Raw genomic sequence first — 22,466 nt, forward strand, 5'->3', positions numbered from 1 at the left:
GCGGTGAAATCTGTAGGAGCATGGCTTGCCCGCGAATGGTTTTAGCAGGCGCCGCTTAAGCGATTTCGGCGACTACGGCTGCCAACGCCTTGGCCGGATCCGCGGCCTGGCTGATCGGACGGCCAATCACCAGATAATCCGAACCGGCATCCAGCGCCTGACGCGGGGTCAGAATGCGGCGCTGATCGTCCTGGGCGCTTCCCGCCGGACGAATCCCCGGGGTCACCAGTTGCAGCGACGGGTGCGCCGATTTCAGGGCCTGGGCTTCCAGGGCCGAGCACACCAGACCGTCCATCCCGGCTTTTTCCGCCAACGCGGCCAGGCGCAACACTTGCTCCTGCGGCTCGATATCCAGACCGATACCCGCCAGGTCTTCACGCTCCATGCTGGTCAGCACGGTCACGCCGATCAGCAGTGGTTTCGGACCGGTGCGCTGGTCAAGCACTTCGCGGCACGCGGCCATCATGCGCAAACCACCGGAACAGTGCACATTGACCATCCACACGCCCATTTCCGCAGCCGCCTTGACGGCCATGGCGGTGGTGTTCGGGATGTCATGGAACTTGAGGTCCAGGAACACTTCGAAACCCTTGTCACGCAGGGTGCCAACGATTTCCGAAGCGCAGCTGGTGAACAGTTCTTTACCGACTTTGACCCGGCACAGCTTCGGGTCCAACTGATCGGCCAGCTTCAGTGCGGCGTCACGGGTGGGGAAATCCAGGGCGACGATGATAGGAGTCTGGCAGGCGGACATGAGTGGGCTCTCAGGCAGGTCGAAATCGGCGCGCATTGTAGCGGAACCAGCGCCTCTGCGGGACCCGATGATCGGTAATTCGTCGAGGCGGCTCAAGCAAGACTAGCCCTTGCGTTAATTGTGTCGAGTCAGATACACACATGACATGCCTGCAATACCCTTCAACGTTACCTTCTACCTGCACGAGCAGCGCAACAGTGAGGCCTTGCAGTCAGGCAGTTTCAGAAGATCTACTCGTCAAGCTCGACAGCAACAGCGACGGCGCGGTGGATCAGGATGAACTCAAGAGCGCCCTATCGCAGAAAACCGACGACGCGACCTGAGTCTTTACCCGCCAAGAGCCCCTAAGCCCGAACCAAAAGCCCACTGACCGTCTCAGGTTCAGTGGGCTTTTGGTCATCTCGCGTTCAGGCCGACTCAGGGCCGGCGATCCTCAACCCGAGCCTGACTCTTGCTCCAGTCGTTCAGCAGGCTGTAGGCCACCGCCAACAACGTCGGGCCGATGAACAAGCCAATAAACCCGAAGGCAATCAACCCGCCAAACACCCCGAGCAGGACAATCACCAGCGGCAAATTCCCGCCACGGCTGATCAGGTACGGTTTGAGCACGTTATCGACGCCACTGATGATGAACATCCCCCAAATTCCGAGAAACACCGCCATCCCGTACTCGCCCTTCCAGGCCAGCCAGGCCGTGGCCGGAATCCACACCAGCGGCGGCCCCATCGGAATCAGGCTCAACAAAAACGTGACGATCCCCAGTACCAGCGCCCCGGGCACCCCGGCAATCAAAAACCCGATCAACGCCAGAACCGCCTGGGCCGCCGCCGTCCCGATCACGCCGTTCACCACCCGCTGCACCGTGCCCGCCACCAATTCAATGTAATACCCGGCACGGTCACCAATCAGACGTTCCAGCAACCCGTGAACAAACGCCGCCAGACGCGGCCCGTCACGGTAGAAAAAGAACACGAAGACGATACTCAACGTCAGCTCAAGTATCCCGCCGCCAATCTGCGCGCTGCGCGCCAGCAACCAATTGCCGACCTGGCCCAGGTAAGGTTTGACCGCCAGCATCATTGCCGCGCCCTGCTGATCGATGCTGTTCCAGACTCCCAACAGTCGCTCGCCCACCAAGGGAATACTGCCCAGCCAGGTTGGCGCTTCCGGCAGCCCGTCGACCTGCACATCCTTGATGAACGCCGTGGCATCGCGCACATGGTCCGCGAGGTTGAACCCCAGCCAGACCAACGGCAACGCCACCAGCAACATCCAGCCCAGCGTCAGCACTGCCGCCGCCAGAGATTCGCGACCATTGAGCAAACGCGTCAGCAAACGCATCAGCGGCCAACTGGCAAACGCCAGCACCGCGCCCCAGAACAGCGCCGACCAGAACGGCGCCATCACCCAGAAGCTCGCGCCAAACAGCACCAGGAGCAGGATCTGCACCAACAGCCGATCGTTATTGATCATCTAAATCTCGAAAAAGTCAGTCCGCAAAAGAGTAGGCGAACGCAGTGTCTGCGTTCGCCTGATAAAGCTTACCGCAACAGTTCGATGTGCAAGCCAGCGCCCTCGACGCTGCCGGCTTCCATCCTGGCGGTACGCACACCCTGCCCGATCAGTGCCTGACGCCAGGCTTCGGCCTTCGGCCCGGAAACACTGACCCGTAACGTAGTGTCCAGATTCAGCCCACGAGAGATCAGGCGCAGCCAGGTATCGTCAGGATCGCCGGTCAGCTTGGGGAAATCGAGCTCACCGGTGCTTTTGAGCTCTCGAAGCAAGGTGGCAGATGTCGGCAGCAAATCACCCAACGGCGCAGCGGCATCGAACTGTTCGACGTGCAGATACGCTTTGCGATTGCCGCGCGTGATGCTGTAAAGCGCCACCAGCGTGTTTTCCTGTGGGGCCGCGAGGCGCAACAGCAAGTACGCTTGCTGCTCATCAGCGCCATAAAGCTTGGCATTGCCAAAGACATCATTGGCCCACAGGCTGCTTTCGCCGCAATCACGGGCCTGGCACCAGAACAGCAACTCGGCGTCCTGCTTCTGCAAGGCTTCACGAGCGGCGGTGAAGGCTGCGGTGGAGGAATGCTCCGGTGGCAACTCGTAGGTCACCGACGTGGTTTGCCCCCGGGCAGCGACCTGGCCGTCAAAGCGCAACTGGCCACTGATTTTGCGGATCGAGCCCAGTGGATAGATCCGCTCAAGTTCGGCGACCGGACGATAGTCAACGATCTGCGCATCGGCCATACGCGGCACGATCGGCAGATCCTGACTGCCCGGAACATCAGCGGCAAATAAAAGCGGACTGAAACAACACAGCGCCAGCAGACTGAGTGAACGCATGGATAGACTCATCGGATCAGCATGGCCTGGGCACCCTTGATGATACTGGCGTCATCGATGCGCTCAGGCACCAACAAACCACGTTGTACCGCCGGACGCGCCTCCATGGTTGCCATCCAGCGCTGCAAGGCCGGCAAACCATCGACCTCGACACCCGACCACTCATGGCCACGAACCCACGGAAAAGTGGCGATGTCGGCAATGCTGTACTCACCGGCCAGAAACTCCACGGCTTGCAGGCGCGTGTCGAGTACTTCATAGAGGCGGCGGGTTTCATGTTGATAGCGGTCGATGGCGCCTTGGAGTTTCTCCGGGAAATAACGGAAAAACACGTTGGCCTGACCCTGCATCGGGCCGATTCCACCCATCTGGAACATCAGCCATTGCAGGACCACTGAACGCCCCTTGGGGTCTTTTGGCAGCAGTTTGCCGCTCAGTTCAGCCAGGTAAATCAGGATTGCGCCGGATTCAAACACGGCGAAATCGCCGTTGGCGCGGTCGACAATCGCCGGAATCCGGCCATTGGGATTGATCTTGAGGAAACCCTCGGACTTCTGTTCCTTTTTGTCGAAACTCAAGGCGTGCACCGTGTAGGGCAGGCCGAGTTCCTCGAGCACGATAGAGACCTTGTGGCCATTCGGGGTCGCAGCGGTGTAGAGATCTATCATGGTTGTCTCCCATTTCAACCCGCCCAGCCTCGACAGTTGCCCGGCGCAAGTCAAGGAACGGCGAAGAACCGATTGAAACAGTCTGCGACAAGGTCGGCGCCGGGTTCGTCATTCAGATGCAAATGATGACCGCCAGGCAGCTGTTCACGGCTAAAGGGTAGACGCTCCAGCAACTCGGGATGTTTGGCGAGCATGCCGTCGGCAGCCACCACCAGTTTTGCAGGACAACTGACCCGCAGGACGAAGGCCATCGCCTGTTCGGTGGTCAGACGCAGCGGCGACGGTAACGTCAGGCGGTTATCGGTGCGCCAGGTATAACCACCCGGCACCGGCATCAATCCACGCTGGGCCAGCAGTTCTGCGGCTTCGCGACTGACAGCGACCAAGCCTTTCATGCGCGCCTCGATAGCCCGGTCGAGCGTGTTGTAGACCGGTTTGCGCTTCTCCCGCAAATCCAGCTGCGCTTGCAGGGCCATGCCCATTCGTTCGGCAGCGTTTTCGCCTTTGTCTGTAGGAGGAATGACGCCGTCGATCAACGCCAGATGGGTCACGCGCTCCGGCAACGAACCGGCCAGCACCAACGAAACGATCGCGCCCATGGAATGCCCGAGCAGGCCAAAGCGCTTCCAGCCCAATTGCTCGGCCACTTGCAGCACGTCATGGGCGTAGTCCCACAGTGCGTAACCGGCGCCGTTCGGCCGATGCCCGGAATGACCGTGACCGGCCATGTCCAGCGCGATAATGCGCAAGCCTTTGAGCTTCGGTGCCAGCCGCGCGAAGCTGTTGGCGTTGTCCAGCCAGCCATGCAAGGCGATCACCGGCATGCCGTCTTCAGGGCCGAACAAGTGCGCTGCCAACTCGATGTGCGGCAGGCTCAGGCGAACTTCTTCAACGACGTTGCTCATGCGCAATCCTGTTGGCGGCGACCTTCCCAACGACTGAACAGGTTCTTCAGCAGCGTGGCCGTGTCCTGGGGACGTTCGAGGGGAAACATGTGGCCGCCCGGCATCGTCAGGGATTCGCCCTGCGGCAAGCGCCCCACGAGGCTTGCGTGATGACGCATCACCACCCGGCTCTTGTGCCCGCGAACCACCGCCAGCGGCACTTTCAGTTGCCGTGTGCGGCCGGGACTGGTGTGCGGCACGCCACGGTAAATACTGATTTCCGTGGCCGGGTCGAAGCGCAGGCGCAGCTTGTCGCCCACCTTGTGCAAGCCGTGTTGCAGGTAAGCGTCGAAGCATTCCGGATCGAAACTGCGGAACAGGGTTTTGCCAGCGAAATAGAGTCGGGCCGCTTCCAGATCGGCGAACTCTTCCCGACGTCCCAACGTACGGCCGGCCGGGGTCAGGCGATCGATGAAACCGAAGCGTTTGGCGGCGCGGATCACCCATTGATCGGCGCGGGTCAGCACCGGCGAATCAAGCATCACCACGCCGCGATAGAGCTCGGGGCACCGCAACGCCGCGTGCAGATGCAGCACGCCTCCGAAGGAATGGCCGACGCCCCACACCGGTTCCGATTGCTGCTTGAGGTGATGAATCAGCTCGTCGACCAGGTTGTACCAGTTGTCATCCGCCGGAAAACGCGGGTCGTGGGCGTGCTGCTGCAGATGCGTCACCTGATACTCGGGCGCCAGCGCCGCGAACAACTTGCCGTAGGTGCCCGAGGGGAAACCGTTGGCGTGGGCGAAAAATATCTGTTGCGACATACCGGTGATCCATGAGCTAGAACAGGGGGTTGATTGTCCGTAAGACTGGGGCCTACAGCAATGACCGTAAGTGCCAGGAATGATGACAGCGTCGTTTCGTCGATGAAAAACAATCCGGGCATTCGTCGCACCTGTCATTTATGACAGTTGACACTTAGGGAGCAACCGCGAGTAACTACGCCCGACTCGAAGCTCTTCCAGGAGGCTGCTTCCATGCACACAAAAACCCCGACAGTACTCGTGAAGGATCCGCGAGGGCTCAGCGTCGCCACTGTGTCCTACTACCGTGACACACCCGGCAAGACAGCAGAGCCTCGGATTTACCGCCAATCTTATAATGCCGCAGGTCTCCCGACGATCAGCCGCGACCCTCGTCTGTTCAAGCTGCTTGAGACCGAGCCGGATGCCCGGCCAAACCTGATGAGAGTTTTCAGCCTCACGGGGACGCCCCTCTACAGTGACGGCGTGGATGCGGGAAGCCGGCTGACCCTGTCCGGTGTGTCCGGTCAAAACCTCATCGGCTGGGACAGTCTGCTCACTCAGGTTCGAACTGAATACGACCTGTTACTGCGCCCGGTCAAAACCGTCGAGCAGGCTCAAGGCACGCCCGCAAGAAACCGTTCGTTTTACACCTATGGTGACAATACCCCGGAATCTGCCTCGCACAATCAATGCGGTCAGTTGATCCGTCATGACGACAGTGCTGGCACTGCGCACTTCACTGACTTCGCGCTGACGGGGGGAGTCAGCTCACAGACTCGACACTTTCTCGAAAAGCTGGACGAACCGGACTGGCCCATTGATGAAGCTGAAAGAAACCGGTTGAACGAATCCGGCGAAGGCGCGACCACCCGCACCCTCTACAACGCTTTGGGGCTCACGGTCAGTCAGGAAGATGCGCAAGGCAACATCCAGTTCTCGGATCTGAACATCGCCGGCCAACTCGGCCAGGTTCGCTTGAAACTCGCCGGGCAATCACAAGCCATATCGCTACTGAGCGACATCCACTACAACACCTTTGGCAACATCGAATGCCAGACCGCCGGCAATGGCGTGATCAGCGAAGCCCGATACGACCCACAGGACGGCCGATTGCTGGAACTCCAGGCCGGACTTCCAAACCAGCCACCGCTTCAACACCTGGTGTACGGCTATGATCGGGTAGGCAATATCCTCAGCATCAAAGATGCGACTCAGCGCACCCGTTTTTTTCGCAACCAGAAAATCGAACCGACCAACACTTTCACCTACAACAGTTTGTATGAACTGACAGAGGCAAACGGCTGGCAGCGGGTCGATAGCCAGAACGGCCCCCAGGAGCCGGTCTTTGTTTCCCCTCCCGACCCGGGGCAACTGGAAAACTACCGACAGACTTATAGCTACGATTGGGCAGGCAACCTCACGACACTGGTTCATAGCGCTGCCAGCCACAGCTGGACACAACAGACGGCGATTTCGAAATACAGCAATCGGGGACTGGCGCAGAAGGCTGACGGCGAGCTGCCCGACCAGAGTGAAATCGACGCCGGATTCGATGCCAACGGCAACAAAAGGCAATTGATGGCGAGTCAGGATCTGACCTGGAGCCCGAACAACCGTCTGCGGCAGGTCGATCAAGTGGTGCGCGAGAACGCACCCAATGACAGCGAAATCTACCTTTACGACGAGTCTGGTCAGCGCAAGCGAAAAATTCGCCTCACACTCAGCAGGTCCTCAACGCGAACGCACGAAGTGCGGTATTTGCCAGGGCTGGAAATCCGCACATCTCCCGAAGAAGTTCTACATGTCATTTCGGTGCAGGCCGGACGCTGCACAGTACAGGTTCTGCATTGGGAGCCGGGCAGTGGCAATGCCGATCAGTATCGTTACAGCCTGAGCAATCACTTGGGCTCCAGTACATTGGAACTCGGTCAACAGGCCGAACTGATCAGCGAGGAAAGGTACTACCCCTATGGCGGCACTTCGTGGTGGGCTGGCCGCGACAAAGTGCAAGCGAGCTATAGAACCCGGCGATACTCAGGCCAGGAACGTGATGCCACAGGCCTGTATTACTACGGACAACGTTACTACGCTCCCTGGCTGGAACGCTGGCTCAATGCCGACCCGGCAGGTAGTGCCGATGGCTTGAACCTGTTTGCCATGGTACATGGCAATCCGGTCAGGTTTGTCGATCTGCAAGGACTGGCGGGGGTCGACACCGTCATGGCGGTGGGAGCGACGGCGGCGCGAGAACTTCCAAGTGCCTTGATTGCCGCCGCCACGCAATATGCCGTAACGGCGTTCCTGTCGCCCATGAGCGTGGGAGTCACTATTGCTGGCGCCGCAGTGGGCGCAATTACCGGTGGCATTAGCGGTTATGCGAGCGCCAACTGGGCCCAGTCCGCAATTTCCGTCGATGATCCCGGCAGTTGGGGGCCTCTGCTCGCGAAAACCAGTGGCGCTATTGTTGGTGCAGCACTAGGGGCTGCACCATCCTTGCTCGGAATCCTCGATCCAAAAGGTAATACGGCAGCCGTCACTCAAATCGGCAGCGCTTTCGGAACAGCGTTTCGCGAACTGACCTCCCAATTCTTTGCCGATGCCGGCCCGAGTAATCCCTCCGTCGGCCGTGCAGACTTCACAACCGGACTTGCCAGCATGGGCACCGTGGGTGCCGTTGGAGGTGCCGTGGGCTTTGGTGGCTCGGTGTTGTTCGGGGCTGAGCCTGCGGGTAAAGGTCTGCAGTCCATCCTCGCAGCCTCTACGGCGACGGCGGCCGGTGCGGCCGGCGCCTCTGCCGTGAGGGGGTTGCGTGGAACGCCAATCAAGCCGTCCAAAGGCAGTGGGCCGACATTCGACTCGTCCAAAGCTGTCGTCGGATACAGCAGTCGGCACTTCTTTGCCTCCTTGGGCCAGTTAGCCAATCGGGCCGTCGCACAGATACCCGGATACAGCAAATTGGACGCAAACACTCAAGCTGCGGTGACGCGGGCGGTCGGCAATGCCATCGGCGACTTGCGATCGACCTTTGTGACTGCTGCAACACCCGGCTTGAGTGCAGAGCTGGGCCGAACGTCCTGGGATCTGGAAAAGAACACGGTCGGCACCGGCATCACCCGGGAAAGTGTGCCTGTGGCTGCTGACCCGGCAGGCACCGAAATCTTCTACATAACCAGCGAAACAACACGCAGGCAGCGCAGCTATTCACGATCCAATCTGCACCATGTGATGACGCACATGTAAACGGAACGGCTTGACGCCATCAACGAGACGGCGGTTGTTCCCCCAACGGAACAACCGCCATGGTCAACCTCGACACACAACTCGCCTTCCCCTCATCGCTGGTCAAACGGATATCCCAGACATGCGTCGTGCGGCCAATGTGAATCGGCTTGGCCACCGCCGTGACACGCCCGCTGCGCAAGCCGCGCAAATGGTTGGCGTTGATTTCCAGGCCCACGCAGTAGAACTTGCTGGCGTCGATGCACAGGTAACTGGCCATCGAACCGACCGTTTCGGCCAGCACCACCGAGGCGCCGCCGTGCAGCAAGCCGTAAGGCTGGTGAGTGCGATGGTCGATGACCATGCTCGCGGTCAGAGACGCTTCGTCGAAGGCTTCGAAGCGAATATCCAGTACTTCGCCGATGGTGTTTTTCTGGATTGCGTTCAACTGTTCAATGTTGGGATCGGTACGCCACAAGCTCATTGCTGACATCCTTTGTTGGTTTTATTCGTGACTCAATCCTGCCACAGCACCGCTTCGCTGCGCTCGCTCCATTCTTCGAAACGGGCACCGTAGGCGGCTTCGATCATATTGCGCTTGATCTTCAGGGTCGGCGTCAGGAAGCCGTTTTCCACCGCCCAACTGTCCTTGACCACCACCAATCGACGCAAGCGTTCGTGTTTGTCGAGGACGCCGTTGACCTCTTCCAGGAGTTTTTCCAGGCTTGAATGCAGGCCCGCCCTCGCCGTTCCGCTGGCGTCCTGCTGACCGACTGCCGAGAGCACGCACAACCCCAGCGGCGCACTCAGGCCATCGCCCACCACGCACACCTGCTCGATCCGCGAATGCTCCGCCAGACGATTTTCGATCGGTGCCGGGGCGACGTATTTGCCTTTGCTGGTCTTGAATATTTCCTTCAGTCGCCCGGTCAGGCGCAGGTTGCCTTCGGCGTCCTCCTCGCCCTTGTCGCCAGTGCGCAGGAAGCCGTCCTCGGTGATGGTTTCGGCGGTTTTCTCAGGCTCCTTGAAATACCCGAGCATGGTCGCGCCGCTGCGCACCATGACCTCGCCCGACTCGGCGATCCGCACCTCGACCTCCGGGCAGGGTTTGCCGATCCAGCCGGGTTTGTTCTGGCCCGGCCGGCAAACGTGCGAATAACCGCAGCTTTCGGTCATGCCGTAGACCTCCAGCACATCCAGCCCCAGTTTGCGGTACCACAGCAGTAAGGTCCGCGGCACGGGCGCGGCGCCGGACAAGGCGATGCGCAAGGCGTCCAGCCCGAGCCCGGCCAGGACTTTGTGGCCGACCCGCTTGCCGATGATCGGCAGACCGAGCAGGAAGTCGAGGCGCTTTGCCGGGATCTTGCTGTACACGCCCATCTGGAATTTGGTCCAGATCCTCGGCACGCCGAACAGCGCGGTCGGACGTGCACGGCGCAAATCGGTCAGGAAGGTGTCGAGGCTCTCGGCAAAAAACACCGTTTGCCCCGTGTAGATCGACGCCAGCTCGACGAACATCCGCTCGGCGACATGGCACAGCGGCAGGTAGGACAGCAGTCGATCCGACTCATTCAAGTCAAACAACTGCGTGCCGTGAGTGGTGGCAAACCCCAGGTTGGCGAAGCTGTGCATCACGCCTTTGGGCATGCCGGTGGTGCCGGAGGTGTAAATGATGGTCGCCAACTGGTCGGCGGACGGCTTGGGATCGTCCTGGATCGGTGAGCTCTTTTGCAGGTCGGCCCAGCTGAAATCGAACGTGCCAGGTGGATGCAACGGCAGGCTGATCGTCGGCAGATCGGCGCTGACCCCGCGAGACATGCCTGGCCAGTCATCGAGTTTGCCGATGAACGCCAGCGCCGCTTCGGAGTGTTCAAGGACTTGGGCCACGGTCTCGGCGGTGAGGTTCGGGTAGAGCGGCACCGACACGTGGCCGGCCATCCAGATCGCCAGGTCGGCGATGATCCAGTGCGCGCAGTTTTTCGAGATCAGAGCGATGTGGCTGCCTTGGGGCAGTTCGCGCGCGCGCAACCAATGCGCGGCGCAACGCGCCTGATGACCGACGTCGGCCCAGCTCAGGGTCTCGACTTGCCCGCCACCCACGGGCTGGACCAGAAAGCGCTGGCGGGGATGACGGGCCTCACGCTCGTAGAAGACGTCCAGCGGCAAACGGAAAGCAGCAGGCATGCGACTCGCTCCTTTATTTTTGGTCTGGAGCAAGCGTAGTCAACCAAGCAGTTGCTCGGTTGACTATTTCACACAAAAATCAGGAGTCACACACCCCTGTAGGAGCAAGGCTTGCCCGCGATGAGGCCTTCGAAAACGCAAAAGCTTCGCGGGCAAGCCTTGCTCCTACAAAAGCAAAAGCAAAAGCAAAAGCAAAGGCAAAGGCAAAAGCGGGTTACGGGTGCTTGATGCCTTTGAGCTTCATCGCGCCGGCCAGCGGCAAATCCCCTTCAAGTTCTGCAAGGCCGGCGGTTTTCACCGCTTCCGGGTCTTGTACATGGCCGTGCTGCAAGTAACCCAACAGGTTGCCCACCAGCGGGTTATGACTGATCAGCAACGCGTGATCCACAGACACCAACTGCTCCGCCACCGCTTGCGGGCGGTTGTCGGGGGTCAGCCAGTCGACGGTGCGAATCTCCGGCGCGAAATTCAGCGCTGTACGCACAATTTCTGCGGTCTCCTGCGCTCGCAGGTAAGGACTGGCATAGATCGCGGTCAGCGGCTTGCCGGCCAACTCGGCGGCAGTGCGCAGCACTTCTTCACGACCATGGGCCGTCAGGGCCCGTTCCGAATCAGGACGCTTGCCGTGTGGCTCGGCTTCACCATGACGCAGTATCCAGAGTTTCATAGCTTGGGCTCCTCATCTCGGACCGGGTGTGGTGCCGGCGCCACAGCGTGCGGTGCTTCACCTTCCGGTGTACGCGGCGTCGGCCAGTCGGCGAACGGCCACGGTTTCTGGTCGCTGTGGAAGCTGCCGAAACGACCGATCTGCGCCAGGAACTGGCTCAGGCTGTCGCCGAAGTTCATCAGGCTGGCGCTCGGGGCGCCATATATCAAACGATAGATCAGTTGAACCAACACCACGGCGCCGAGGATGAATTGCGCCACTTGCCAGACCAGCACGTAGACGATCATCCACAACACGCGCAGCAGGATGGATTCGTACTTTGCTTCTACTTTCGGATCGTTCATGTCTCGCTCCCTGCCCCTGTCAATTGAGTGCTCAGTTGAAACCGCTGGTGGAAATAAAGTCGACGTCGGTTTTCGGCTCGGCACGCATCAATAGACCGATTACCTGCTCCAGCGTGCGCCCTTCGAACAAAATGGCATGCAGCCCGGCGACCAGCGGCATGTACACGCCCACCTCCTGGGCCTTGGTCTTGAGCACCTTGAGGGTGTTCACCCCTTCGGCGACTTCGCCCAGGCGCGTCACTGCATCTTCCAGGCTCAAGCCCTGACCGAGGGCGAATCCGACCTGGTAGTTACGGCTTTTCGGCGACGAACAGGTGACGATCAAATCGCCGACGCCCGCCAAACCGAGGAAGGTCATCGGGTTGGCGCCCTGATTCACCGCAAAGCGGGTCATTTCCGCCAGCGCCCGGGTGATCAGCATGCTCTTGGTGTTTTCGCCCATGCCCAACGCCACCGCCATGCCGGCGATGATTGCGTAGACGTTTTTCAGCGCCCCGCCCAACTCCACGCCGAAGCGGTCGGCGCTGGCGTACACGCGAAAGGTCCGGCCGTGCAACGCCTCCTGGACCCGCTGGCAGAGCTCTTCGTCTTCGCTGGCGACCACCGTGGCGGTCAGCGCGTGTTCGGCGATTTCACGGGCCAGGTTCGGCCCGGACAGCACGCCGATGCGCGCTTGCGGGGCGATCTCTTCGAGGATTTCGCTCATCAGTTTGAAAGTGTGGGCTTCGATGCCTTTGGTCAGGCTCACCAGCAACTTGCCGCTCAAACGTTCGGCGTGCGGCATCAATACCGAGCGCAGCGCGCTGGACGGCAGTGCGACGAAGCACAGGTCGCAGGCTTGCAGAGTGGCCAGCAGGTCGGTGACCGCTTCCACGGCCGGCAGAATCTTGATGCCTTTGAGGTAACGCGGGTTCTCGCGATTGACCCGAATGGCCTCGGCCTGCTCGGGGTCACGCATCCACAGCCGGACCTGATGCCCGTTTTCGGCCAGCAGATTAGCCACGGCGGTACCAAAACTTCCGCCTCCCAGGACCGCAATTGGGCGCTGTTCAGTCATATGCAATCCGTTAATCCATACCAGTGGCGATGACGGCATTATACGGAGCGGCCCAGTGGCGGCCAGCCCCCGCATCAATTACCGACACTTGTAGGAAGAAGACCAAGAAAACCGAGGAAAATGCCCACAACGTGACTGGAAAAGTCATTGCGCTCGGTTAACATGCGCGCCAATTGTTCGCTATCAAGGATGTGTTGTGTCGTTTGGCTCTCCTTCACCTCGCTCGCCGCTGGTACTGGCGCTGATTTTCAGCTCGCCATTGCTCGCCGACGACTTGTTCCTCGACAGCGAGCCGCTGCCGCAAGTATTGACCGCGACGCGACTCAAGCAGTCGCCGGCCGCGGTACCGGGGAGCATGACGGTGATCGACAGCGAACTGATCAACGCCAGTGGCGCCCGGGACATCAGTGAGTTGCTGCGACTGGTGCCGGGAATGATGGTCGGCAACATCAACGGGAACCAGGCGGCGGTGAACTATCACGGCACCAATGCGACCGAAGCGCGACGCATGCAAGTGTTGATCGACGGCCGTTCGGTGTACCGCGCAGGCCTGTCCACGGTGGACTGGAGTGACATTCTGGTAGCCCTGGAAGACATCGAGCGCATCGAGGTTTTTCGCGGCCCGAACACCGTCAGCTATGGCGCCAATGCGCTGATGGCGGTGGTCAACATCATCACGCGCAACCCGGCCGACAGCCATGGCACGCGGATGAAAGTCACCCGTGGGCAGCGCGGCATCGACGACTTTTACGCCAGCCAGGGCGTGGGCTGGGACGGCGGCGACCTGCGCCTGTCACTCTCCGGCCAGCAAGACGACGGCTTCGACTCGGACCGTAACGGCGCCGATTACCGCGACAGCCGCCGCTTGAACCGCTTCAACCTCGCCGTCAGCCAGACGCTCACTGAAAACCAGAGCATCGACTGGCAATTGAATGCCAAGGACGGGAGCAACCAGCGGCCGTATACCTACCGCCCGGTCTTCTCGGGGATTACCGATGCCGGGAACAATTCCGACGTCATCGCCAAGGACTACGCCGGCTCGCTACGCTGGAACCTCGATATCAATCCCGATCACAGCCTTTACATCCAGGGCTCGGCGCAACACTGGGATCGTCAGCAGACCTGGCGTGCCTGCGATGCCGAGGTTTCGTTCAGCCCGCAGTTGACCGAACTCTGGCAACTCAACCCGAATTACACCGAACGCCTGGCGCGCAACATGGAGCGCTACACCGGCCCCGGCGCGCCAGCAGGTGACCCGGCGCAACGTGCATTGGCCAATCAAGTGCTGGACCAATGGCGAAACGGCGCCCGGCAAACCCTCTGTGGCGATATTGACCAGAGTACCCGGGAATCGCGCTACGACCTTGAATTGCAAGACACCCTCAGCCTGTCCGACAGTCTGCGACTGGTCAGCGGCATGAACTATCGTTACGACCGGGCAGATTCCGAGACCTACTTCAATGGCACCCTCGACGACACCACCTGGCGGGCGTTCGGCCAACTCGAGTGGCGCGCCACCGAGCACTGGTTGCTGCAGGGCGGCGCGATGTTCGAAGACACGCAATTGATCGGCAGTTCGCTCACCCCGCGGGTGGCGGTCAACTACCTGATCAACCCGCGCCATGGCCTGCGGGCGGTGTACTCGGAAGCCATCCGCTCGCCGGACATGTTCGAGAACAACGTCAACTGGAGCTATCAGGTAAAGAACCTGCGGCCCAGCGCCTATGGCCAGTCCAGTGCCCGTTATTTCGTCAAGACCCGTGGCCCCGGCGACCTCGAACAGGAACACATGCGCTCCCGGGAGCTGGGCTACAACGGCTACTTTGCCGAAGTCGGGCTGGCGGTCGATGTGAAGCTGTTCTACGACGAAATCACCGGGATGATCAGCGAACCGCTGCGCAACAATCAGTACATCGCCAGCAACTCAAACAGCGTGCGCTTCACCGGGGCAGAAACCCAGCTCGACTGGCGAATCAGCAGCGCCGATCGCCTGCGCCTGACGTATGCCTACGTCGATGCCGAGGCGAGCAACCCACTGGATGCACAACAAACTGCCAGAAACAGCGGTTCCGCCGGTTGGCTGCGCAACTGGGGCCATGGCTGGAACAGCGCGCTCTTCTACTATGGTGACGATGCCCTGAACGGCTACCGCTTCGAACGGGTCGACACGCGCATCGCCAAACGCATGGGCCTGGGCAAGGCCAGCCTGGAACTGGCCGGCGTGCTCCAGCAACGCCTCGACAGCCAGCCCACAACCTTCGTCGACAACAACTACGACGAGCGCCGGGTGCTTTACTTCAGCGCGGAGCTGACGTTTTAAGATGCTGTATCGCCCGTCACGCAAGACGCCAATCCTTGGCCGCCTGCTGGCCGGGTTGTGCCTGATGTTTGCCGGGCTGCTGAGCAGCCTGGAGGCCAGCGCCGCGGACATTTTGCTGACCGGCGCCGAGGACAGCCCGGGCATGCAATCCTTCACTCAGGCCCTGAGCGCTTTGCGGCCTGCCGATAACGTGCACTTCCAGCCGCTGGCCAGTCTGCCGGCGCCAGGCAAACTGCCCGCCGGCACCCGATTGATTCTGCTCGACCTGCCGAGCCTCGACTGGCGCCTGAAAGACACCCAAGGCCCGGCGACGCTAGTGCTGCGCATCAGCCGCCTGCAAGCCCGTCAGCGTCTGGGGGCCACCCTGCCCCCGCGCCTCAGCCTGCTCTGGAGCGATCCGCCCCTGGACCGACAATTGCGCCTGACCCGGTTGCTGCTGCCGCAGGCCAAACGGGTCGGCGTGCTCTTTGACAGCCACAGCGAATTCCTCTTGAAAGAACTGCATCAGGCCGCCCACGCCCTGGGCCTTGAAGTTGTCACCGAGCGCTGGGATAACACCAACGACAGCCGGCCGTTGCAGGCGTTGCTGAAAAACAGCGACGTGTTGCTGGGCCTCGACGACCCCGATCTGTACAACCCGAAAACCGCGAAAAACCTGTTACTCAGCAGCTATGCACGGCAATTGGCGCTGATCGGCCCTAACGCCGGCTTCGTCAGGGCCGGGAGCCTGGCCAGCACCTACAGCGATCAGAGCGATTGGCTGGCGATACTCGACGAACTGCTCGACCGGCCACCGGCCACGTGGCCACGCACGCACTACCCGCAACGCTTCAAAGTCTTAAGCAACCCGCAAGTGGCTCGTTCATTAGGTATTGAACAGATGAACGAAGCGTCTGTCGCAACACAGTTGGCCGAAGGAGAAAATCGCCCATGACCTTCCGTCGCCGTTGGGACATCAACACCCGCACACAGATCATCAGCCTCGGCCCTGCCCTGTTGCTGACGTTGCTGTTGATCAGCTTCTTCACCTTCGTGCGGATCCAGGACCTGCGTCAGGAGCTCAATCGCACTGGGCAACTGATCGCCAACCAACTGGCGCCGGCCACCGAATACGGAGTGATCTCGGGCAACAACGAGGTGCTCGACAGTTTGCTCAAGGCGACCCTGGCCACGCCCAATGTGCGCTTTCTGGAAGTCCAGGACAGCGCCAACCGGATTCTGGTGTACGTCGAGCAACCGTCGGAAACCCACAACCGCTCACACCAGGTCGAAGTGTTCCAGGCCCCGGTGCGGCTGCAACGAATCCAGCTGCACAATGACTTCCTGCAAGGCAGCCGCGCCGCCAACACGGCACCCGGCGAGGATTATCTGGGTCGGGTGATCGTCGGCCTGTCCAATGACGCCTTCAGCCAGCGTCAGCAGGAAATCCTGCTCAAGGCCGGGATCCTGGCGCTGTTCGCCCTGCTGTTTACTTTTCTGCTCGCCCGGCGCCTGGCCGGCAGCCTGTCGCAACCGATCCGCGACATCGGCAACGCGGTCAAGGCGATTCAGGACGGCGACTACAAAACGCCGCTGCCGATTGTCGACGACACCGAACTGGGCGCGCTGTCGCAACACATCAACAACCTCGCCAACGGGCTCGAACATGCCAGTCGCGAACAGCATCAAGCGATGGCGCAGTTGATTCAGACACGCGAGGAAGCGGAAAAGGCCAACAACGCCAAATCCGATTTCCTCGCGATGATGAGCCACGAACTGCGCACCCCGATGAATGGCGTGCTGGGTATGCTGCAACTGCTGGAAACCACCGAGATGACCGAGGAGCAGGTCGAATACGCGGCGCTCGCCTCGGAGTCCACCGAACACCTGCTCAAAGTCATCAACGACATTCTCGACTTCTCGCGCATCGAGCGATCGGAACTGGAGCTGGAGCACATTCCGTTCAACCTCGCGGACCTGATCGGCAGTTGCGCCCAGTCGTTCTCGCACAGCGCCATGCAACGCGGGCTCGACCTGGCGCTGTCGATTCCGGACGACATGCGCGCGTTGCAGGTCCAGGGCGACCCGACGCGGATCCGGCAGATCCTGGTCAACCTGATCGGCAATGCGCTGAAATTCACCGAACAGGGCCGTGTCAGCATCGAACCGCAATGGCAGTCGCTGGATCACGAACTGCTGTGGTTCACCTGCACCGTGCGCGACAGCGGGATTGGTATCTCGGCTGAAAGCCTCGAATTGATGTTCAACGCTTTCCAGCAGGCCGACAGTTCTATTTCGAGACGTTATGGCGGCACCGGGCTGGGCCTGCCGATTGCTCGCACACTGGCTGAACGCATGGGCGGCACGTTGCGTGCCCAAAGCGAGGAAGGTCGCGGTTCGGTGTTCACCCTGGAAATCCCGCTGGCACTCTATAAACAGACGCTGCCGGTGCGGGCACCGCGCATACTCACCGGCAGCGGTGATGGCGAAGGGCGCAACGTGTTGCTGGTGGAAGACAATCCGGTCAATCAGACGGTCATCGAAGCAATGTTGCGCAGTCTGGGCTTTACTGTCAGCGTCGTCACCGATGGCGCCCAGGCAGTACGCAGTGCCGAGAGTCTGATTTTCGAAGCGATTCTGATGGACTGCAGGCTACCGATCATCGACGGCTACGAGGCCACCCGACAGATTCGCCAATTGCCCGGCTGCACAGACTTGCCGATCATCGCACTGACCGCCAACGCCTTGCAGGGTGACCGCGAAGCCTGTTTATCGGCGGGGATGAACGATTACCTGGCCAAGCCCTTCAAACGCACGGATTTGCAGCAAATTCTGCAGCGCTGGGTGCAGTAGTGCAGGCCTTTCGGCTATCTGCGACTGGCGTGAAAGGCGAAAGTGCGGCAGTCTTAGGCACCCGAACAGGCCCGAAAAGGGGCTTGAATAATAATTTCAGTGCACAAGTGTACATTCATGTCCTTGGTGCTGTGACTTTCACCACAACGCAATAGTCTATGAGTAGGCTGCTGACTCGAGGCATGAACGCTTCGATCGGCCGGGAAGATTTGCCCCACCTGCCGCATGGGACTATTGAGGAGCTCGCATGACCCAACAAAACGCCTTTACTCGGGAAGACCTGCTGCGCTGCAGTCGCGGTGAGCTGTTCGGCCCAGGTAACGCACAACTGCCCGCCCCGAACATGTTGATGGTGGATCGCATCACCCATATCAGCGCCGAGGGTGGCAAGTACGGCAAGGGTGAATTGGTCGCCGAGCTGGATATCACTCCGGACCTGTGGTTCTTCGCCTGCCACTTCGAAGGTGATCCGGTAATGCCGGGCTGCCTGGGCCTCGACGCCATGTGGCAACTGGTCGGTTTCTTCCTCGGCTGGCAAGGTCTGCCGGGCCGCGGTCGCGCCCTGGGTTCGGGCGAAGTGAAATTCTTTGGTCAGGTTCTGCCGACCGCCAAGAAAGTAACCTATAACATTCAGATCAAGCGCGTCCTGAAAGGCAAGCTGAACCTGGCCATCGCCGATGGTTCGGTCAGCGTCGACGGCCGCGAGATCTACACCGCCGAAGGCCTTCGGGTCGGCGTTTTCACCTCCACTGACAACTTCTAAGGGTTATCCGCATGCGCCGCGTCGTTATCACTGGTCTGGGCATCGTTTCGTGCCTGGGCAATGACAAAGAGACCGTCTCCGCTAACCTGCGTGCAAGCCGCCCTGGCATCCGGTTCAACCCGGAATATGCCGAAATGGGTCTGCGTAGCCAGGTTTCCGGCTCCATTGACCTTCCCCTCGAAGAGCTGATCGATCGCAAGATCTTTCGCTTCGTCGGCCACGCGGCGGCTTACGCCTACCTGGCCATGAAAGACGCCATCGCCGACTCCGGTCTGACCGATGAGCAAGTCTCCAACGTGCGTACCGGCCTGATCGCCGGTTCCGGTGGCGCGTCCACGCTGAACCAGATGGAAGCGCTGGATATCCTGCGTGAGAAAGGCGTCAAGCGCGTCGGTCCATACCGCGTCACGCGGACCATGGGCAGCACGGTTTCCGCCTGCCTGGCCACGCCGTTCAAAATCAAAGGCGTGAACTACTCGATCTCTTCCGCCTGCGCCACCAGTGCTCACTGCATCGGTACCGCTGTGGAACAGATCCAGTTGGGCAAGCAGGACATCGTCTTCGCCGGCGGCGGTGAAGAAGAGCATTGGAGCCAATCGTTCCTGTTCGACGCCATGGGCGCCCTGTCCAGCCAGTACAACGAAACCCCGGAAAAAGCCTCGCGTGCCTATGACAAAAACCGTGATGGTTTCGTCATCGCTGGCGGTGGCGGCATGGTCGTGGTCGAAGAGCTGGAACACGCTCTGGCCCGCGGCGCGAAGATCTACGCGGAAATCGTTGGCTACGGCGCGACCTCCGACGGCTACGACATGGTCGCTCCAAGCGGCGAAGGCGCCATCCGCTGCATGCAGATGGCCATGTCCACCGTCGACACTCCGATCGACTACCTGAACACCCACGGCACCTCGACTCCGGTCGGCGATTCCAAGGAAATGGAAGGCGTGCGTGCAGTGTTCGGCGACAAGGCACCGGCCATCAGCTCCACCAAGAGCCTGTCGGGTCACTCCCTGGGCGCCGCTGGCGTTCACGAAGCGATCTACTGCCTGCTGATGATGGAAGGCAACTTCATGGCGGGTTCCGCCAACATCGAGGAACTGGACCCGGAAGTGGCTGACATGCCGATCCTGACCAAGACTCGTGAAGACGCCACCATCAACACCGTGATGAGCAACAGCTTCGGCTTCGGTGGCACCAACGCCACGCTGGTACTGAAGCGCTGGGCAGGTAAGTAATACCTCCCCGTTTCGCTGCACAAAAAAACGCCCCGACTGGTTCGGGGCGTTTTTTTTGTGCCTGAAAAAACGCAAATATCTGTAGGAGCCGAGCTTGCTCGCGATGGCGGCTTCACAGTCAATGATGATGGTGAATGTAATGGCCTCATCGCGAGCAAGCTCGGTTCCTACAGGGTTTTTACCTTCGGCCTCAATCGAGGTTTTGTTCTTCGCGAACATGAAGCTTTTGTCATGAAACTCAGCGGCCTGCGACCAAATGCCGCGTGCTTCAAGGTCTGCAGGGTTTTCTCTAATTTTGCAAAAGTCCGTTACCAAACTCAGTCGTTTACTTAGCCGGCTAACCAAACATATAACGGAGTCCTGCACACGCCTTGCTGCAGATAACAGAGATTGGAGCTAGCAGATGACTGTAAAAGTAACTGAACGCGACGATTCACATAAGTCCCACGAAGGCGTAGCCGCCGGTATCCGGATCTGGGACGTGCACCAACAAGACATGCTGGTGGGGATGTTCCACTCCGAAACCGATGCCCATAGCTACAAGGCCGAACTGGAAACACTGGAACAGAAGCGCGAAGCTTCGGCCGGCTGAGCCTGCGCGACGAGTGAAGCGCCTGCCCGGCCCTTAGCCGAGGCAGGCGACTTTTGATTAGCCCAGGTCCAGCGTTGCAAGGTGCAGCGTGTCCTCGACAATCACCGAAGGCACCAGGCGAGTGATCTTGCCGGACTTCACTTCGGCGAACTGGCATCGACCTGAACCCATCCCGTCATTTCTGACCGCAAACCTGACACTGTCCGGATAGCGTTTGCCCTCTTCGAAAGACATTCCGCAGGCAATAAGGAAATCAATTTTCGAATCGATTTTCTCCAACTCATCATCTCGCTGACCATTCTCCAGAACGGCATAGTTCAGGCACACATTAATGCTGAACGGGCATTGCGCGATTAACGTATTTGAAAACACCGGGCCATAACCGTCCGGGGAGTTGTGTTCAGCCACGGTAGAACTGACACCCTTGACCTTGACTTTCAAGTTATCCGACAGTTTAAAGAACCAATACCCAGCGACACTATCAATGTACTGCCCGAAATCAATACCGGACACATAACGTTTTGGCCACATTGACATCTCCGGTGTTCCGTTACTGAGCACCTTGAAGTTACTGGTGGTCATCACATAGTTGATCACATCAAAGTAAGCTGCCTGCCCTTCTCCTACTTGGATCAACGTGGCACAGGTGCCTGCCAGCAATATTACTTTCCCATATTGATCCGCCGGAAGCCCATTCATCAGCATCTCCATGCACTCAGGCATTCTGTCCATGCACGCCATGCCATGCTCCAATAGATCATCCTCGTGCTGTGCGCTGTTCCATGGAACGTTCCAGAAGAACTCGGGCAAGGGTGAAGAACAGGCATTCGCTGTCCGGACGCTGAACAATGGCGGCCTTGGCGGCCACTTTGAGCCTGTCGCTGACAAACTTCATTCTTCTGTAGAGTTCCTGGCTCACATATTCCGTCATGGACTGGTCTGGCTTGCGCTGCAAGGAAAACTCGGAATAAAAGGTGGGTTGTTGCAAAGACGCAATAGTAACTAACATCAAAAACCTCTAGCGTAATTAATTAATGAACCTCCTCTTAATGAACAATTGAATACGGGATGAAATAACAGACGCCGGACTAAAACCGAAACCGAACACATCCTTGATATTTAATACGCCCATAAAGAAAAACCCGAAAGAGAGTATCCAACCACTCTTTCGGGCTCAAGGCTTTTTATATATCCAAGTACTAACGCATGTGTAGTTACAAGTAACTACATCTCAGCTGACTACCACATTAAATCATCAGGAATCTGATAGGCCGCGTACGGATCATCCTCTACTGCGACTTCTTCGGTCTTGACGTTCAGTTGCACAATGCGCTGCGGATCGCGCTCCTGAATCTTCAGGGCCGCCTCACGCGGGATCACTTCGTAACCGCCGGCGTGGTGCACGATCGCCAGGAAGCCATTGCTGAGCTGGTTACGCATCAGCGTGTTGACCGAGATGCGCTTGACCTTCTTGTCGTCGACGAAGTTGTAGTAGTCCTCGGTGGTCAGCTTCGGCAGACGCGAGACTTCGATCAACTGCTTGACCTGAGCCGCGCGAGCCTTGGCTTCGGCCTTCTCCTGTTGCTGACGGTTCAGCTCCTGATCGCGCTTGACCTTCTCGGCCATGGCTTCCTGAGCCGCCCGCTGCTGCGAGTCATCGAGTTCGATCTGACCTTTGTGGGCCAGACGCTGCTGTTTCTGTTTGTCTTTGCCGACCTGTTTGGCCTGCTTCTGGTTGACCAGCCCTGCTTTGAGCAACTGGTCGCGAAGGGAAATGCTCATGGTGCTTATTACTC

Annotated in this window: 22 protein-coding genes; 8 read left to right on the forward strand and 14 right to left on the reverse strand. The window is 59.6% G+C overall.

The window, feature by feature from the left end; all coding sequences use genetic code 11:
• Nucleotides 1-55: 55 nt before the first annotated feature.
• From pyrF to ACYZUA_RS24180, 6 genes are all read right to left on the reverse strand, one after another.
• Nucleotides 56-754: an orotidine-5'-phosphate decarboxylase gene (pyrF, locus tag ACYZUA_RS24155; RefSeq protein WP_166675900.1), complete on the reverse strand. Its 699-nt coding sequence runs from the start codon at nt 752-754 to the stop codon at nt 56-58.
• A gap of 417 nt (nt 755-1,171) precedes the next feature.
• Entirely contained in the window at nt 1,172-2,227 is a 1,056-nt protein-coding gene (locus tag ACYZUA_RS24160) for an AI-2E family transporter (RefSeq protein ID WP_461960896.1), read from the reverse strand.
• A gap of 68 nt (nt 2,228-2,295) precedes the next feature.
• A complete protein-coding gene (locus ACYZUA_RS24165) occupies nt 2,296-3,102 on the reverse strand; it encodes a DUF4892 domain-containing protein (protein ID WP_461960897.1) in 807 nt (268 codons plus the stop codon).
• An 8-nt stretch (nt 3,103-3,110) separates the two neighbouring features.
• The gene (locus tag ACYZUA_RS24170; RefSeq protein WP_150657102.1) at nt 3,111-3,770 is read right to left on the reverse strand and encodes a glutathione S-transferase family protein; all 660 of its coding nucleotides are present in this window, start codon (nt 3,768-3,770) and stop codon (nt 3,111-3,113) included.
• A gap of 50 nt (nt 3,771-3,820) precedes the next feature.
• Nucleotides 3,821-4,675, reverse strand: coding sequence for an alpha/beta hydrolase (locus ACYZUA_RS24175; protein WP_461960898.1), 855 nt, complete (start codon nt 4,673-4,675; stop codon nt 3,821-3,823).
• On the reverse strand, nt 4,672-5,478 hold the full coding sequence (locus ACYZUA_RS24180) for an alpha/beta fold hydrolase (protein ID WP_461960899.1): 807 nt from the start codon (nt 5,476-5,478) through the stop codon (nt 4,672-4,674). Before ACYZUA_RS24180 ends, ACYZUA_RS24175 begins: the two co-directional genes overlap by 4 nt.
• Nucleotides 5,479-5,691: 213 nt before the next feature.
• Here ACYZUA_RS24180 and ACYZUA_RS24185 point away from each other — a divergent pair, with 213 nt between their 5' ends.
• A complete protein-coding gene (locus ACYZUA_RS24185; RefSeq protein WP_461960900.1) occupies nt 5,692-8,700 on the forward strand; it encodes an RHS repeat-associated core domain-containing protein in 3,009 nt (1,002 codons plus the stop codon).
• Between the two features lie 19 nt (nt 8,701-8,719).
• Here the strand turns inward: ACYZUA_RS24185 and ACYZUA_RS24190 are convergent, their stop codons facing one another.
• From ACYZUA_RS24190 to ACYZUA_RS24210, 5 genes are all read right to left on the reverse strand, one after another.
• Nucleotides 8,720-9,163, reverse strand: coding sequence for a hotdog fold thioesterase (locus ACYZUA_RS24190; RefSeq protein ID WP_461960901.1), 444 nt, complete (start codon nt 9,161-9,163; stop codon nt 8,720-8,722).
• A 32-nt stretch (nt 9,164-9,195) separates the two neighbouring features.
• The gene (locus tag ACYZUA_RS24195; protein WP_461960902.1) at nt 9,196-10,863 is read right to left on the reverse strand and encodes an AMP-binding protein; all 1,668 of its coding nucleotides are present in this window, start codon (nt 10,861-10,863) and stop codon (nt 9,196-9,198) included.
• A gap of 214 nt (nt 10,864-11,077) precedes the next feature.
• Nucleotides 11,078-11,530: a phosphohistidine phosphatase SixA gene (sixA, locus tag ACYZUA_RS24200; protein WP_309676260.1), complete on the reverse strand. Its 453-nt coding sequence runs from the start codon at nt 11,528-11,530 to the stop codon at nt 11,078-11,080.
• The gene (locus ACYZUA_RS24205) at nt 11,527-11,874 is read right to left on the reverse strand and encodes a DUF4389 domain-containing protein (protein WP_461960903.1); all 348 of its coding nucleotides are present in this window, start codon (nt 11,872-11,874) and stop codon (nt 11,527-11,529) included. Before ACYZUA_RS24205 ends, sixA begins: the two co-directional genes overlap by 4 nt.
• A gap of 31 nt (nt 11,875-11,905) precedes the next feature.
• Nucleotides 11,906-12,931, reverse strand: coding sequence for an NAD(P)H-dependent glycerol-3-phosphate dehydrogenase (locus tag ACYZUA_RS24210; protein WP_056743259.1), 1,026 nt, complete (start codon nt 12,929-12,931; stop codon nt 11,906-11,908).
• 196 nt (nt 12,932-13,127) lie between these two features.
• Here ACYZUA_RS24210 and ACYZUA_RS24215 point away from each other — a divergent pair, with 196 nt between their 5' ends.
• From ACYZUA_RS24215 to ACYZUA_RS24245, 7 genes are all read left to right on the forward strand, one after another.
• Entirely contained in the window at nt 13,128-15,251 is a 2,124-nt protein-coding gene (locus ACYZUA_RS24215; protein WP_461960904.1) for a TonB-dependent receptor plug domain-containing protein, read from the forward strand.
• Between the two features lies 1 nt (nt 15,252).
• Nucleotides 15,253-16,185: an ABC transporter substrate-binding protein gene (locus ACYZUA_RS24220; RefSeq protein WP_461960905.1), complete on the forward strand. Its 933-nt coding sequence runs from the start codon at nt 15,253-15,255 to the stop codon at nt 16,183-16,185.
• A complete protein-coding gene (locus ACYZUA_RS24225; protein ID WP_461960906.1) occupies nt 16,182-18,083 on the forward strand; it encodes an ATP-binding protein in 1,902 nt (633 codons plus the stop codon). The genes ACYZUA_RS24220 and ACYZUA_RS24225 overlap by 4 nt, the downstream gene beginning before the upstream one ends.
• Nucleotides 18,084-18,330: 247 nt before the next feature.
• On the forward strand, nt 18,331-18,846 hold the full coding sequence (gene fabA / locus ACYZUA_RS24230; protein ID WP_008148022.1) for a 3-hydroxyacyl-[acyl-carrier-protein] dehydratase FabA: 516 nt from the start codon (nt 18,331-18,333) through the stop codon (nt 18,844-18,846).
• An 11-nt stretch (nt 18,847-18,857) separates the two neighbouring features.
• The gene (fabB, locus tag ACYZUA_RS24235; protein WP_150657112.1) at nt 18,858-20,078 is read left to right on the forward strand and encodes a beta-ketoacyl-ACP synthase I; all 1,221 of its coding nucleotides are present in this window, start codon (nt 18,858-18,860) and stop codon (nt 20,076-20,078) included.
• A gap of 57 nt (nt 20,079-20,135) precedes the next feature.
• Nucleotides 20,136-20,411, forward strand: a complete 276-nt coding sequence (locus ACYZUA_RS24240) for a hypothetical protein (RefSeq protein WP_461960907.1) — start codon at nt 20,136-20,138, stop codon at nt 20,409-20,411.
• 70 nt (nt 20,412-20,481) lie between these two features.
• Nucleotides 20,482-20,670, forward strand: a complete 189-nt coding sequence (locus ACYZUA_RS24245) for a hypothetical protein (protein WP_461960908.1) — start codon at nt 20,482-20,484, stop codon at nt 20,668-20,670.
• A gap of 57 nt (nt 20,671-20,727) precedes the next feature.
• On the opposite strand, the gene ACYZUA_RS24250 is transcribed toward ACYZUA_RS24245, so the two are convergent.
• From ACYZUA_RS24250 to ACYZUA_RS24260, 3 genes are all read right to left on the reverse strand, one after another.
• Nucleotides 20,728-21,369, reverse strand: coding sequence for a hypothetical protein (locus ACYZUA_RS24250; protein WP_461960909.1), 642 nt, complete (start codon nt 21,367-21,369; stop codon nt 20,728-20,730).
• Between the two features lie 58 nt (nt 21,370-21,427).
• Nucleotides 21,428-21,679: a hypothetical protein gene (locus ACYZUA_RS24255; protein ID WP_461960910.1), complete on the reverse strand. Its 252-nt coding sequence runs from the start codon at nt 21,677-21,679 to the stop codon at nt 21,428-21,430.
• A 230-nt stretch (nt 21,680-21,909) separates the two neighbouring features.
• Entirely contained in the window at nt 21,910-22,452 is a 543-nt protein-coding gene (locus tag ACYZUA_RS24260; RefSeq protein ID WP_461960911.1) for a DUF2058 domain-containing protein, read from the reverse strand.
• Nucleotides 22,453-22,466: the final 14 nt, after the last annotated feature.

The organism is Pseudomonas sp. LS2P72 (genome assembly GCF_054897865.1).

What these genes read in the sequence shown, in the direction of transcription:
- pyrF (WP_166675900.1), bottom strand. Translation starts at nt 754, where the DNA reads ATGTCCGCCTGCCAGACTCCTATCATCGTCGCCCTGGATTTCCCCACC.
- ACYZUA_RS24160 (WP_461960896.1), bottom strand. Translation starts at nt 2,227, where the DNA reads ATGATCAATAACGATCGGCTGTTGGTGCAGATCCTGCTCCTGGTGCTG.
- ACYZUA_RS24165 (WP_461960897.1), bottom strand. Translation starts at nt 3,102, where the DNA reads ATGCGTTCACTCAGTCTGCTGGCGCTGTGTTGTTTCAGTCCGCTTTTA.
- ACYZUA_RS24170 (WP_150657102.1), bottom strand. Translation starts at nt 3,770, where the DNA reads ATGATAGATCTCTACACCGCTGCGACCCCGAATGGCCACAAGGTCTCT.
- ACYZUA_RS24175 (WP_461960898.1), bottom strand. Translation starts at nt 4,675, where the DNA reads ATGAGCAACGTCGTTGAAGAAGTTCGCCTGAGCCTGCCGCACATCGAG.
- ACYZUA_RS24180 (WP_461960899.1), bottom strand. Translation starts at nt 5,478, where the DNA reads ATGTCGCAACAGATATTTTTCGCCCACGCCAACGGTTTCCCCTCGGGC.
- ACYZUA_RS24185 (WP_461960900.1), top strand. Translation starts at nt 5,692, where the DNA reads ATGCACACAAAAACCCCGACAGTACTCGTGAAGGATCCGCGAGGGCTC.
- ACYZUA_RS24190 (WP_461960901.1), bottom strand. Translation starts at nt 9,163, where the DNA reads ATGAGCTTGTGGCGTACCGATCCCAACATTGAACAGTTGAACGCAATC.
- ACYZUA_RS24195 (WP_461960902.1), bottom strand. Translation starts at nt 10,863, where the DNA reads ATGCCTGCTGCTTTCCGTTTGCCGCTGGACGTCTTCTACGAGCGTGAG.
- sixA (WP_309676260.1), bottom strand. Translation starts at nt 11,530, where the DNA reads ATGAAACTCTGGATACTGCGTCATGGTGAAGCCGAGCCACACGGCAAG.
- ACYZUA_RS24205 (WP_461960903.1), bottom strand. Translation starts at nt 11,874, where the DNA reads ATGAACGATCCGAAAGTAGAAGCAAAGTACGAATCCATCCTGCTGCGC.
- ACYZUA_RS24210 (WP_056743259.1), bottom strand. Translation starts at nt 12,931, where the DNA reads ATGACTGAACAGCGCCCAATTGCGGTCCTGGGAGGCGGAAGTTTTGGT.
- ACYZUA_RS24220 (WP_461960905.1), top strand. Translation starts at nt 15,253, where the DNA reads ATGCTGTATCGCCCGTCACGCAAGACGCCAATCCTTGGCCGCCTGCTG.
- ACYZUA_RS24225 (WP_461960906.1), top strand. Translation starts at nt 16,182, where the DNA reads ATGACCTTCCGTCGCCGTTGGGACATCAACACCCGCACACAGATCATC.
- fabA (WP_008148022.1), top strand. Translation starts at nt 18,331, where the DNA reads ATGACCCAACAAAACGCCTTTACTCGGGAAGACCTGCTGCGCTGCAGT.
- fabB (WP_150657112.1), top strand. Translation starts at nt 18,858, where the DNA reads ATGCGCCGCGTCGTTATCACTGGTCTGGGCATCGTTTCGTGCCTGGGC.
- ACYZUA_RS24245 (WP_461960908.1), top strand. Translation starts at nt 20,482, where the DNA reads ATGACTGTAAAAGTAACTGAACGCGACGATTCACATAAGTCCCACGAA.
- ACYZUA_RS24250 (WP_461960909.1), bottom strand. Translation starts at nt 21,369, where the DNA reads ATGAATGGGCTTCCGGCGGATCAATATGGGAAAGTAATATTGCTGGCA.
- ACYZUA_RS24255 (WP_461960910.1), bottom strand. Translation starts at nt 21,679, where the DNA reads ATGTTAGTTACTATTGCGTCTTTGCAACAACCCACCTTTTATTCCGAG.
- ACYZUA_RS24260 (WP_461960911.1), bottom strand. Translation starts at nt 22,452, where the DNA reads ATGAGCATTTCCCTTCGCGACCAGTTGCTCAAAGCAGGGCTGGTCAAC.